Source organism: Salmonella sp. 32010601201800023SM (assembly GCF_017572235.1).
In the GTDB taxonomy this organism is placed as follows: domain Bacteria; phylum Pseudomonadota; class Gammaproteobacteria; order Enterobacterales; family Enterobacteriaceae; genus Salmonella; species Salmonella enterica.
Map to the genome: position 1 here is coordinate 49,412 of NZ_JAGEQS010000003.1, position 12,040 is coordinate 61,451.

A 12,040-nucleotide genomic window follows, 5' to 3' on the forward strand; every position below is an offset into this window, starting at 1 on the left:
ACAAATGAGAGGATACGATGCGTTTAACAGAAGCCTGGGCGCGTACAGGCAGAAAAAAGCCCGGATATACACCCGGGCTGAAGAAAAATACAACGGGAAAAAGATTAGCGAGTCAAATCGTCAAAGAATTTTTTCACGCCGTCAAAGAAGCTTTTTGAACGCGGGCTGTTTTTCTCTCCCGTCGGGCCGCCAAAACTTTCCTGAAGATCTTTTAGCAATTGCTTCTGTTTTTCGCTCAGACCGACCGGCGTTTCAACCACCACACGGCACAGCAAATCGCCCTGCGCGCCACCGCGTACGGACTTCACGCCTTTGCCGCGCATACGGAACAGCTTGCCCGTTTGTGTTTCGCTCGGTACTTTCAGCATCACACGACCATCTAACGTCGGCACTTCAATTTCACCGCCCAGCGCCGCCATCGCAAAGTTGATCGGCACTTCGCAATAAAGATTATTGCCTTCACGCTCGAAAATAGGGTGTTGTTTCACCTGGACCTGAACGTACAAGTCGCCTGCCGGTGCGCCATGCTCGCCCGCTTCGCCCTCGCCTGCCAGACGAATACGATCGCCGGTATCCACGCCCGCCGGGATTTTAACGGACAGAGTTTTACTCTTTTCAACACGCCCATGACCGTGACATTTATGGCACGGATCTTTGATCAGCGTACCGCGGCCCTGACAGTGTGGGCAGGTCTGCTGTACAGCAAAGAATCCCTGGCGCATCTGTACCTGACCAGAACCATGACAGGTCGGACAGGTTTGCGGTTGCGTACCAGCTTTCGCGCCGCTGCCGTGGCAAACGTCGCACTCCTCCAGCGTCGGAATACGGATCTCTTTGGTCACGCCACGCACCGCTTCTTCCAGGGTGAGATCCATGTTATAACGCAAATCAGCCCCACGCGCCGCACGTTGGCGACCACGCCCGCCGCCAAAGATATCGCCAAAAACGTCACCAAAGATATCACTGAAATCAGCGCCGCCATTAAAGCCGCCGCCAAATCCGCCGCCCATCCCGCCTTGTTCAAACGCGGCGTGACCATACTGATCGTAGGCTGCGCGTTTTTGCGCATCGGTCAGCACTTCGTAGGCTTCTTTAATCTCTTTAAACTTAGCTTCGGCCTCTTTATCACCCTGATTGCGGTCCGGATGATATTTCATGGCCAGGCGCTTATACGCCTTTTTGATTTCACGCTCTTCCGCTGTTTTGGAAACGCCTAAAATCTCGTAGTAATCTCTTTTCGCCATCTCTTTTTATCTGCCCTTAACATGCATACACGGGCGGAGAGGAAACCTCTTCGCCCGTGCCAGTAATTACCCGTTCAAAGGGCGATTATTTTTTATCTTTTACTTCTTCAAACTCAGCGTCGACAACGTCGTCATCTTTCGCATTGTTTGCAGAAGCGTCAGCGGAGCCAGCCTGCTGCTGCGCATGCTGCTGCTGAGCGATTTCCATCAGTTTCTGGGAAACCTGCGCCAGTTCCTGCATTTTCGCTTCGATAGCGGCTTTATCTTCGCCTTTCAGGGCAGTTTCCAGCGCGCTCAGCGCAGACTCGATAGCGGTTTTGTCATCAGCCGGCAGTTTATCGCCTGCTTCTTCAACCTGCTTACGGGTGCTGTGCAGCAGATGGTCGCCCTGGTTACGGGTCTGAACCAGCTCTTCGAACTTACGGTCGGATTCAGCGTTCGCTTCTGCATCGCGAACCATTTTCTGAATTTCTTCCTCGTTCAGACCAGAAGACGCCTTGATAGTGATCTTCTGCTCTTTACCGCTATTTTTGTCTTTCGCGGAGACGTGCAGGATACCGTCAGCATCGATATCGAAGGTGACTTCGATCTGCGGCATACCGCGCGGCGCCGGGTTGATGCCATCCAGGTTGAACTGACCCAGAGATTTGTTATCAGACGCACGTTTACGCTCACCCTGCAGCACATGGATGGTTACCGCAGACTGGTTGTCTTCCGCAGTAGAGAACACCTGGCTGTGCTTGGTCGGGATGGTGGTGTTTTTGGTGATAAGCGGAGTCATCACGCCACCCATCGTTTCGATACCCAGAGACAGCGGGGTAACGTCCAGCAGCAGTACGTCTTTCACATCACCGGTCAATACGCCGCCCTGTACCGCTGCGCCGATAGCCACAGCTTCGTCCGGGTTAACGTCTTTACGCGGCTCTTTACCAAAGAATTCAGCCACTTTTTTCTGCACCATTGGCATACGGGTCTGACCGCCGACGAGGATCACGTCGTTGATATCAGACACGGACAGGCCAGCGTCCTGCAGTGCGACTTTCAGCGGCTCGATAGAACGGTTCACCAGATCTTCAACCAAGCTTTCCAGTTTCGCACGAGTCACTTTGATGTTCATGTGTTTCGGACCGGTGGCATCTGCGGTAATGTACGGCAGGTTCACGTCGGTCTGCTGCGCAGAAGACAGCTCGATTTTGGCTTTTTCTGCGGCTTCTTTCAGGCGCTGCATTGCCAGCGGATCGTTACGCAGGTCAATGCCCTGATCTTTCTTAAACTCGTCAACGAGGTAGTTGATCAGGCGGGTATCGAAGTCTTCACCACCCAGGTGGGTATCACCGTTGGTTGCCAGAACTTCAAAGGTTTTTTCGCCATCAACTTCGTCGATTTCGATAATAGAGATATCGAAAGTACCACCACCGAGGTCGTAAACCGCGATAGTACGGTTGCCGACTTCTTTATCCAGACCGTAAGCCAGCGCTGCGGCAGTTGGTTCGTTGATGATACGTTTAACTTCCAGCCCCGCGATTCGACCAGCATCTTTGGTTGCCTGACGCTGCGCATCGTTAAAGTAAGCCGGTACGGTGATAACCGCTTCAGTTACCGGTTCGCCCAGATAATCTTCAGCCGTTTTCTTCATTTTCTTCAGCACTTCGGCAGAAATCTGCGGCGGCGCCATTTTCTGACCTTTCACATCAAGCCATGCGTCGCCGTTGTCGGCGCCGATGATTTTGTACGGCATGATAGAAACGTCACGTTGAACTTCTTCGTCCTGGAAGCGGCGGCCAATCAGGCGTTTAATCGCAAACAGGGTGTTTTGCGGGTTTGTCACTGCCTGACGTTTAGCCGGCTGACCAACCAGAGTTTCACCATCCTGGGTATAAGCAATGATAGAAGGCGTAGTGCGATCGCCCTCGGCGTTCTCCAGCACGCGTGCCTGCGTTCCATCCATAATCGCTACACAAGAGTTGGTAGTACCCAGGTCGATACCAATAATTTTACCCATCTAAACGTCTCCACTAAAAATTCGGTCATCATGTGGTTGTGAATCTGTAATAAGGGCGAAACGTGCGGTTTCAACTACCCTGAATCGTTTTTTTTCAGACTCACCACTGCGGTTGACTACAAGATGGGGTCGTAACCCACGTCATCAAGGGGGAGATGAAAAAATTTTTTAGTGACGAGAGGGCGCGATGGAAAACCAGACAGATAAATATTCATGAAATAAATTAAAAAACGAATATCATTCACAGAAAAATTGTAATAAAAAGAAAAGATTACAAAACTGAATCGTTGCCATGAGCAGAGTATGATAGACGGTAATTGCTTATTGAACCCGTCAAAGAGAAATTTCATGCGATCTGTGTTAACGATTTCCGCCAGCCTGCTTTTCGGCCTGGCGTTAAGTAGCGTCGCGCACGCGAACGACCATAAAATACTGGGTGTTATTGCCATGCCCAGAAATGAAACGAACGATCTCACGCTGAAAATTCCCGTCTGCCGCATCGTGAAGCGCATTCAACTCACGGCGGATCACGGCGACATCGAACTTAGCGGCGCATCCGTCTATTTTAAAACTGCGCGTAGCGCCAGCCAAAGCCTGAACGTCCCTTCCTCAATCAAAGAGGGCCAGACAACAGGCTGGATCAATATTAATAGCGATAACGACAACAAACGCTGCGTATCAAAGATTACCTTCTCAGGCCATACGGTAAATTCTTCCGATATGGCGAGACTTAAAGTCATTGGCGACGATTAATCGCTGTTATTTCTATTCCAAAAGCCAGACTGAAAATGAACGTCACCTATTTACACGACGAGGATTTAGACTTTCTTCAGCATTGTAGCGAAGAACAACTCGCCGATTTCGCCCGTTTGCTGACGCATAACGAAAAGGGCAAAGCTCGCTTGTCAAGCGTCCTTAGTCATAACGAACTGTTCAAAGCGATGGAAGGTCACCCGGAGCAACACCGCCGTAACTGGCAGCTCATTGCCGGCGAGTTTCAGCATTACGGCGGCGACAGTATCGCCAACAAATTGCGCGGACACGGAAAACAGTACCGCGCGATTCTGCTGGATGTCGCAAAACGGCTAAAACTCAAAGCAGATAAAAGCATGTCGACGTTTGAAATAGAACAGCAACTGCTGGAGCATTTTTTACGTCATACCTGGCAGAAGATGGACGCGGCGCATAAGCAGGAATTTCTGCAAGCCGTAGACGCCAAAGTTTCTGAACTGGAAGAACTGCTGCCGCTGCTCATGAAAGATCGCAGTCTGGCAAAAGGGGTCTCCCACCTGCTTTCCACCCAGCTTACCCGCATTTTGCGTACCCATGCCGCAATGAGCATCCTGGGCCACGGATTGCTGCGCGGCGCAGGTCTTGGCGGCCCGGTCGGCGCGGCGTTAAACGGCGTCAAAGCGATGAGCGGCAGCGCGTATCGCGTGACTATTCCGGCGGTGTTGCAAATAGCCTGCCTGCGACGAATGATGGCAGCCGTTCAGGCGTGAATGCCCTCACAGGGGGAAATATTTTCTTTTCCCCCTTATTAGATCATAGACAGTCCTCTTCCCCCTGATTATTATGCCGCGCCCCGAATACGGAACTCGTTATTCTGGGAAACTATTTCACCATTCAATTATGATGATTTTGAGGAATTATGGGCAACACTAAGTTGGCTAATCCGGCACCGCTGGGCCTGATGGGCTTCGGCATGACCACCATTCTGCTTAACCTGCACAATGCCGGTTTTTTCGCCCTGGACGGTATTATTCTGGCGATGGGGATTTTCTACGGCGGTATCGCGCAAATTTTTGCCGGTCTGCTGGAGTATAAAAAAGGCAATACCTTTGGTTTAACGGCCTTTACCTCTTACGGTTCGTTCTGGCTGACGCTGGTCGCTATCCTGCTGATGCCGAAAATGGGCCTGACGGATGCGCCTGACGCTCAGCTACTCGGCGCTTATTTGGGTCTGTGGGGCGTGTTCACGCTGTTTATGTTCTTCGGTACGCTGAAAGCCGCCCGCGCGCTGCAATTTGTTTTCCTGAGCCTGACCGTACTGTTCGCTCTGCTGGCGGTCGGCAATATCACCGGTAACGAAGCCATTATCCATATCGCAGGCTGGGTTGGTCTGGTTTGCGGCGCCAGCGCTATTTATCTGGCGATGGGTGAAGTGCTAAACGAGCAATTTGGCCGCACTATTCTGCCAATCGGCGAGGCGCACTAAATCTCTTTTATTCCTCCCGCACCGGGAGGAATAACCCTACTATCAGTATTTTCCGGTCAGGACGACATATTCTCACGTCTGGCGCTCTTCGGACGGAAAGCGGCAACCACTTCCGGCGCGGTTTCGACATACGGCCCGTCAAGCAGCTGTATGCAATACGGCACGCTCGCAAAAATGCCCGGCACGCTAACGCTGCCATCGTCCGCTTTTACGCCTTCCAGCGTTTCTTTGATCGATTTTGGCTGTCCAGGCAGATTAAGAATTAACGCCTGTTTACGGATAACGCCCACCTGGCGGGAAAGAATGGCGGTCGGCACAAAGCGCAGGCTGATCTGGCGCATCTGTTCGCCAAAACCAGGCATTTCACGGTCGGCGATGGCAAGGGTCGCGTCCGGCGTGACGTCGCGACGTGCCGGACCGGTACCGCCAGTGGTCAGCACCAGATGACAGCTCATCTCATCAACCAGTTCACATAAGGTCTGTTCGATGATCGCCTGTTCATCCGGGATCAGTCGCGTTTGCAGCTCAAAAGGGGTGGTAAGGGCAGATGCCAGCCACTCTTCAAGGGCCGGGATACCTTTATCCTGGTAAACGCCGCTGGAAGCACGGTCAGAAATGGAAACCAGGCCAATGCGTAAAGTATTCATGATTATTCCGTTTAAACAGTCTCGTTAAACAGAATGATACACTGCGAAAGGAAGGACAGACAGGTTTCAGAAGAGGTAGCGTGACCCATATCAGGGCCACGCGTTAATGATTACAGCAGATCGCCGATCATTTTTTCCAGTTTTTCCTGGTCTACCGCAAACTTACGGATACCATCCGCCAGTTTGTCAACCGCCATAGGGTCCTGGTGATGCTGCCACAGGAACTCGGCTTCGGTAATGCGTTCCGGACGCGCTTTGACTTCGCCGGAGAAAGAGAGCTTACGCTCAATCGCCCCTTCGCTTTCCGCCAGTTCTTTCAGCAATGCCGGCGCGATAGTCAGACGGTCGCAGCCCGCCAGCTCCAGAATTTCGCCTACGTTACGGAAGCTTGCGCCCATAACGACGGTTTCGTAACCATGCTGTTTGTAGTACTCGTAGATTTCCGTTACGGAAACCACGCCCGGATCTTCAGCTGGCGCATAGTCTTTCTTGTCGGTATTGGCTTTATACCAGTCAAGAATACGACCTACGAACGGCGAGATCAGGTAGACGCCCGCTTCGGCGCACGCACGCGCCTGCGCGAAGGAGAACAGCAGCGTCAGGTTACAGTTGATGCCTTCTTTTTCCAGCTGTTCGGCTGCGCGAATGCCCTGCCAGGTGGACGCCAGCTTGATCAGGATACGATCGTTGCTGATACCCGCATCATTGTAGAGTTTAATGATACGTTTTGCTTTGGCGATAGACGCTTCAGTGTCATAAGACAGACGCGCGTCAACTTCGGTAGAAATACGCCCCGGCACCAGCTTCAGGATTTCCAGGCCAATATTCACCGCCAGCTTATCGGTCGCGTCAACAACCTGCTGCGCGCGGTCGCTGCTCTGCTGCTTCGCCCAGGCGACAGCATCGTCAATCAGCTTACGATATTCCGGGATTTGCGCTGCGTTAAGGATGAGAGAAGGGTTAGTTGTAGCATCCTGCGGCTGGTACAGCTTCATTGCCGCGATATCTCCGGTATCAGCCACTACGGTGGTGAACTGACGAAGAGAGGTCAATTTGTCCGTCATGATAGAGTTTCTCTTTAAACAGCTTGTTAGGGGATGTAACCGGTCTACCCTGATGATAACACGACGCACTCACAGCGCAACCGCCTACATGCACCTGGCTGCCCTTGTGCACTGTTTGCGTATCTGCCGACGGTTGATGCGCAATTAAAGGATACCGCCGTATTTATGGTAAACTGCCGTTAATATTAGTCTGACAAGGTCATCTACATCATGGGTCACGCTTATACAGGATCATCAAAGCGTGACGGCATCAACAAGAGGGACGTTAATGCCTGAGTTTTTCAGTTTTATTAACGAAATACTCTGGGGCTCGGTAATGATTTACCTGCTGCTCGGCGCAGGATGTTGGTTTACCTGGCGTACCGGATTCATTCAATTTCGTTATATTCGCCAATTTAGCCGCAGTCTGAAAGGCAGCCTTAGCCCGCAGCCAGGCGGCCTGACGTCATTTCAGGCACTGTGTACCAGCCTCGCGGCGCGGATTGGCAGCGGTAATCTGGCCGGCGTGGCGCTGGCTATCGCCGCAGGCGGTCCCGGCGCGGTATTCTGGATGTGGGTCTCGGCCATCATTGGCATGGCGACCTCCTTCGCCGAGTGTTCGCTTGCCCAGCTTTATAAAGAACGTGACCCGACAGGCCAGTTCCGCGGCGGCCCGGCGTGGTATATGGCGCGCGGGCTGGGAATGCGCTGGATGGGCGTGATTTTCGCCCTCTTTCTGCTCGTCGCCTACGGGTTGATTTTTAATAGCGTGCAGGCGAATGCCGTCTCACGCGCGCTCCATTTCGCCTTCAACATTCCGCCGCTTATCTCCGGCATTGCTCTGGCGTTCTGTGCCCTGTTAATTATCATCCGCGGCATAAAAGGCGTCGCCCGCCTGATGCAATGGCTGATTCCCCTCATCGCGTTATTGTGGGTCGCCGGCAGCGTATTCATTTGCCTCTGGCATATTGAGCAAATGCCTGGCGTTATCGCCTCGATAGTCAAAAGCGCATTTGGCTGGCAGGAAGCCGCGGCAGGCGCAGCCGGATATACGCTCACCCAGGCTATTACCAGCGGTTTTCAGCGTGGGATGTTCTCTAATGAAGCGGGAATGGGGTCAACGCCTAATGCGGCCGCAGCGGCAACGTCGTATCCCCCTCACCCTGTCGCGCAGGGGATTGTGCAAATGATTGGCGTATTCAGCGACACCATTATCATCTGTACCGCCAGCGCGATGATTATCCTGCTGGCGGGGAATCACGCGTCCCATTCGTCAACAGAAGGCATTCAGCTTCTCCAACATGCAATGGTTTCGTTGACCGGTGAATGGGGCGCCAGTTTTGTCGCGCTTATCGTCATTCTGTTCGCGTTCAGTTCTATCGTCGCCAACTATATTTACGCCGAGAACAATCTGTTTTTTCTGCGGTTACATAACGCAAAGGCCATCTGGCTATTACGCCTTGCGACGCTTGGCATGGTCATCGCCGGTACGCTCATCAGTTTTCCGCTGATATGGCAGCTCGCTGACATGATCATGGCCTGTATGGCTATTACCAATCTGACGGCGATTTTGTTGCTCTCACCGGTGGTGTATACCCTCGCCGGCGATTATCTGCGACAACGGAAACTGGGCGTAAGACCGCAGTTCGATCCGCGGCGCTTCCCGGATATCGAACCACAACTGGCGCCAGATACCTGGGATGCGGCATCGCGCGATTAAGCCGACAATCGCAACCATCGGTCAACTCTGCGGCGTTTTTTTGCTAAAGTCGCAGAAAATTCCCTGCAAGGACTGGATATGCTGATTCTGATTTCACCTGCAAAAACGCTTGATTATCAAAGCCCGCTGGCCACGACCCGCTATACCCAGCCGGAGCTATTGGATCACAGCCAGCAGCTTATTCAACAGGCCCGCCAGCTTTCGGCGCCGCAAATTTCCAGGCTGATGGGAATTAGCGACAAACTGGCGGATCTCAACGCCACGCGTTTTCATGACTGGCAGCCTCATTTTACGCCGGATAATGCACGCCAGGCGATTCTGGCGTTCAAAGGCGATGTTTATACTGGCCTACAGGCGGAAACGTTCAACGACGCGGATTTTGATTTTGCTCAACAACATCTGCGTATGCTCTCTGGCTTGTATGGCGTATTGCGCCCGCTGGATTTAATGCAGCCTTATCGTCTGGAGATGGGGATTCGCCTGGAGAATCCGCGCGGCAAAGATCTTTATCAATTCTGGGGCGATATCATTACCGATAAGCTCAACGAAGCGATTGAAGCGCAGGGCGATCGGGTGGTAGTGAATCTGGCCTCCGAGGAATATTTTAAATCGGTGAAGCCGAAGAAACTGAATGCCGAACTGATTAAGCCCGTGTTCCTTGATGAGAAAAACGGCAAGTTTAAGGTGGTAAGCTTCTACGCCAAAAAAGCGCGCGGACTGATGAGCCGTTTTATTATTGAAAACCGCTTAACGAAGCCGGAACAGCTTACCGCGTTTGACCGTGAAGGGTATTTCTTTGATGAAGAAACCTCCACACAAGACGAGCTGGTCTTTAAACGCTACGAGCAGTAACGACATCGCCGGATGGCGGTTACGCCTTATCCGGCCTACAAATCGGCGCCACCCCATAGGCCCGGTAAGCGACAGCGCCACCGGGCGCAATGGTCACTGGCGGGTCATCATTAGCTTACGCAGGGCGGCAAAATCCGCAGGCAGATGATGTGAAAGCAGCGGCAGATCGGCGCGTTCGGCGAGCGCTTCAGGCAAGGCCAGCGTTTCTCCCAGAATGGACTCCACGCTTTCTTTAAACTTCGCCGGATGCGCCGTTCCGAGAAACAAGCCATACTCGCCAGGGTTTAACTGGTCGCGTAATGCCCGATACGCTACCGCCGCATGAGGTTCCGAGATATAACCTTTCGCTTTCAGCTCGCGCATCGTCTGTTGTGTCGTAGAATCATCCACCGCCGCATAGCCCAGCTCAGTCAGACGCCAGATTTTACGGCGGAATAGCTCCTCCACACGCGGCCAGTTATTCGGCTGGCTGACATCCATCGCATTCGACAGGGTCGCCTGCGTCGCTTTCGGCGCCCACTTCCCGTCATGCAGAAAACGCGGCACCGTGTCGTTGACGTTGGTGGCGGCGATAAAACGTTTCACCGGTAGGCCTAACGACTTCGCCAGCAGCCCTGCCGTCAAATCGCCAAAGTTGCCGCTGGGGACGGAGATCACCAGTTGGTTACGCGCCCCCTGCGGCAGTTGCGCCACGGCTTCAAAGTAGTAGCAAATTTGCGCCAACAGGCGGCTGATATTAATCGAATTAGCCGAATTCAGCCCCAGCGCCGTTTTCAGCTCTTCGTCATCAAATGCCTGTTTCACCAGCGCCTGGCAAGCGTCGAAATCGCCGTCGATCGCCACGGTTTCAATGTTGCCGCCCAGAGTACAGAACAGTTTTTCCTGCAACGGACTGATTTTACCGCGCGGGTAGAGAATGACGACCCGCACATTTTCCAGGCCATAGAACGCGTGAGCCACCGCCGCACCGGTATCGCCTGACGTTGCGGTCAGAATCGTCACCGGTTTGTCGCCGCTGATATGCGTCAGCATCTGCGCCATAAAACGCCCGCCGAAGTCTTTAAAGGCCAGCGTCGGACCATGGAACAGCTCCAGGCAGCCGACATCGCTTTCTACCTGCGCTACCGGCGCCGGGAACGCAAACGCCGCGCGGACGCGCTCTTCCAGAATTTGCTGCGGTATTTCATCGCCAATAAATGCCGAGAGGATCTTTGCGCTACGGCTGACAAAGTCCTGGTTGAGCATCTCATCAATTTCCGTCAGGCTAAACTCCGGCAGTTCGTGCGGAAAAAAAAGTCCCTGCTGTTTGCCCAGTCCTTGCGTGACGGCCTGCGCAAAGCTGACCTGCTCATTATGGTCTTTCAGATTATAGAGTTTCATTGATTATCCCACTACTCGTGCGCCCGCCGTATCCAGCCGGCAAATATGAACGAAGCCTTCCTGATTTTGCAGATAATGTTTGCTCAGCCAGTCCGCGACGCGCTGCGCCGTCTCCGGTTTATCGCATAGCGCAAACAACGTCGGCCCCGACCCGGAAATCCCGCTCGCCAGCGCGCCGATCTCCGACACCGCCTGCCGCGCCTGGCTAAAGCCCGGCAGTAAACGCGCGCGGTATGGTTCGGCAATAACATCTTTCATCAGCGCGGCGGCAAGCTGCGGCTGCCGCGAGTAACAGGCGTGAATAAAACCGGCCAGATGCCGTCCATGCGCAATGCAATCCTGACGGCGATACTGCGCAGGCAAAATGGCCCGTGCTTCTGCGGTAGAAACTTTAATGCCCGGATAAGCCAGTACCCATAGCCACTCATCAAAGCCCGGCACCTGCTGACTAATAATGCCGTTTTCTTCAATCATCAACTGCATACCGCCAAGAAAGCACGGCGCGACGTTATCGTAATGGATGCTGCCGGAGATACGGCCTTCCAGCTCGCCCATCAGCGCCAACAGACGCGTGTCGTTTAACGGTTTGCCGCAGTGCTCATTCATCGCGACCAGCGCAGCGACGACGGAACAGGCGCTGGACCCTAACCCGGAACCAATCGGCATATTTTTTTCCAACGTCATCGCCACCGGGATGGTTTTCCCCAATGCCTGGCAAAAACGTTCCCAGCACTGATAAACAATATTTTCACGCGGCTCCGGCGGCAGTTTATCGGCAAATCGCCCCAGGTTATGCAGACGGAAATGGTCCGCTGCTTCAACGGATACCACATCGCCCAGCAACGTGCCGTCAACGGGTGTGACGGCTGCGCCCAACACGTCGAAACCGACGCTCATGTTCGCGCTGGAAGCCGGGGCATACACTTTCACCATG

Annotated in this window: 11 protein-coding genes; 5 read left to right on the forward strand and 6 right to left on the reverse strand. The window is 53.3% G+C overall.

The window, feature by feature from the left end:
* Nucleotides 1-104: 104 nt before the first annotated feature.
* Nucleotides 105-1,244, reverse strand: a complete 1,140-nt coding sequence (gene dnaJ, locus J4617_RS11045; RefSeq protein ID WP_001119009.1) for a molecular chaperone DnaJ — start codon at nt 1,242-1,244, stop codon at nt 105-107.
* Nucleotides 1,245-1,329: 85 nt separating this feature from the next.
* Nucleotides 1,330-3,246, reverse strand: a complete 1,917-nt coding sequence (gene dnaK, locus J4617_RS11050) for a molecular chaperone DnaK (protein ID WP_000516126.1) — start codon at nt 3,244-3,246, stop codon at nt 1,330-1,332.
* Nucleotides 3,247-3,594: 348 nt separating this feature from the next.
* Here dnaK and J4617_RS11055 point away from each other — a divergent pair, with 348 nt between their 5' ends.
* The 3 genes from J4617_RS11055 (at nt 3,595) to satP (ending at nt 5,464) form a co-directional block, all read left to right on the forward strand.
* Nucleotides 3,595-3,999, forward strand: coding sequence for a DUF2541 family protein (locus tag J4617_RS11055; RefSeq protein ID WP_001258090.1), 405 nt, complete (start codon nt 3,595-3,597; stop codon nt 3,997-3,999).
* A 35-nt stretch (nt 4,000-4,034) separates the two neighbouring features.
* Complete coding sequence (msyB, locus tag J4617_RS11060; RefSeq protein ID WP_001103477.1) at nt 4,035-4,748, forward strand: acidic protein MsyB; 714 nt, start codon at nt 4,035-4,037, stop codon at nt 4,746-4,748.
* A 149-nt stretch (nt 4,749-4,897) separates the two neighbouring features.
* Complete coding sequence (gene satP, locus J4617_RS11065; RefSeq protein WP_000528525.1) at nt 4,898-5,464, forward strand: acetate uptake transporter; 567 nt, start codon at nt 4,898-4,900, stop codon at nt 5,462-5,464.
* Between the two features lie 56 nt (nt 5,465-5,520).
* Here satP and mog read toward each other — a convergent pair whose 3' ends face one another.
* Together mog and tal are read right to left on the reverse strand one after the other, a co-directional pair.
* The gene (mog, locus tag J4617_RS11070) at nt 5,521-6,111 is read right to left on the reverse strand and encodes a molybdopterin adenylyltransferase (RefSeq protein WP_001094677.1); all 591 of its coding nucleotides are present in this window, start codon (nt 6,109-6,111) and stop codon (nt 5,521-5,523) included.
* Nucleotides 6,112-6,221: 110 nt separating this feature from the next.
* Nucleotides 6,222-7,175, reverse strand: a complete 954-nt coding sequence (tal, locus tag J4617_RS11075; protein ID WP_000130175.1) for a transaldolase — start codon at nt 7,173-7,175, stop codon at nt 6,222-6,224.
* A gap of 268 nt (nt 7,176-7,443) precedes the next feature.
* Between tal and J4617_RS11080 the strand changes: the two genes are divergently transcribed.
* Both J4617_RS11080 and yaaA read left to right on the forward strand, forming a co-directional pair.
* Complete coding sequence (locus J4617_RS11080; protein WP_017466061.1) at nt 7,444-8,874, forward strand: sodium:alanine symporter family protein; 1,431 nt, start codon at nt 7,444-7,446, stop codon at nt 8,872-8,874.
* A gap of 78 nt (nt 8,875-8,952) precedes the next feature.
* Nucleotides 8,953-9,726, forward strand: a complete 774-nt coding sequence (yaaA, locus tag J4617_RS11085) for a peroxide stress protein YaaA (protein WP_017466062.1) — start codon at nt 8,953-8,955, stop codon at nt 9,724-9,726.
* 93 nt (nt 9,727-9,819) lie between these two features.
* On the opposite strand, the gene thrC is transcribed toward yaaA, so the two are convergent.
* Together thrC and thrB are read right to left on the reverse strand one after the other, a co-directional pair.
* Complete coding sequence (thrC, locus tag J4617_RS11090; protein ID WP_001748841.1) at nt 9,820-11,106, reverse strand: threonine synthase; 1,287 nt, start codon at nt 11,104-11,106, stop codon at nt 9,820-9,822.
* Nucleotides 11,107-11,109: 3 nt separating this feature from the next.
* Nucleotides 11,110-12,039 carry a homoserine kinase gene (gene thrB / locus J4617_RS11095; protein ID WP_000241685.1) on the reverse strand — a complete coding sequence of 310 codons (930 nt, stop codon included), beginning with the start codon at nt 12,037-12,039 and terminating at the stop codon, nt 11,110-11,112.
* Nucleotide 12,040: the final 1 nt, after the last annotated feature.

Bases quoted from the DNA above. Each gene is read 5' to 3' on its own strand.
- J4617_RS11080 (WP_017466061.1), top strand. From the start codon at position 7,444: ATGCCTGAGTTTTTCAGTTTTATTAACGAAATACTCTGGGGCTCGGTA.
- dnaJ (WP_001119009.1), bottom strand. From the start codon at position 1,244: ATGGCGAAAAGAGATTACTACGAGATTTTAGGCGTTTCCAAAACAGCG.
- J4617_RS11055 (WP_001258090.1), top strand. From the start codon at position 3,595: ATGCGATCTGTGTTAACGATTTCCGCCAGCCTGCTTTTCGGCCTGGCG.
- mog (WP_001094677.1), bottom strand. From the start codon at position 6,111: ATGAATACTTTACGCATTGGCCTGGTTTCCATTTCTGACCGTGCTTCC.
- msyB (WP_001103477.1), top strand. From the start codon at position 4,035: ATGAACGTCACCTATTTACACGACGAGGATTTAGACTTTCTTCAGCAT.
- thrC (WP_001748841.1), bottom strand. From the start codon at position 11,106: ATGAAACTCTATAATCTGAAAGACCATAATGAGCAGGTCAGCTTTGCG.
- thrB (WP_000241685.1), bottom strand. From the start codon at position 12,039: ATGGTGAAAGTGTATGCCCCGGCTTCCAGCGCGAACATGAGCGTCGGT.
- satP (WP_000528525.1), top strand. From the start codon at position 4,898: ATGGGCAACACTAAGTTGGCTAATCCGGCACCGCTGGGCCTGATGGGC.
- yaaA (WP_017466062.1), top strand. From the start codon at position 8,953: ATGCTGATTCTGATTTCACCTGCAAAAACGCTTGATTATCAAAGCCCG.
- dnaK (WP_000516126.1), bottom strand. From the start codon at position 3,246: ATGGGTAAAATTATTGGTATCGACCTGGGTACTACCAACTCTTGTGTA.
- tal (WP_000130175.1), bottom strand. From the start codon at position 7,175: ATGACGGACAAATTGACCTCTCTTCGTCAGTTCACCACCGTAGTGGCT.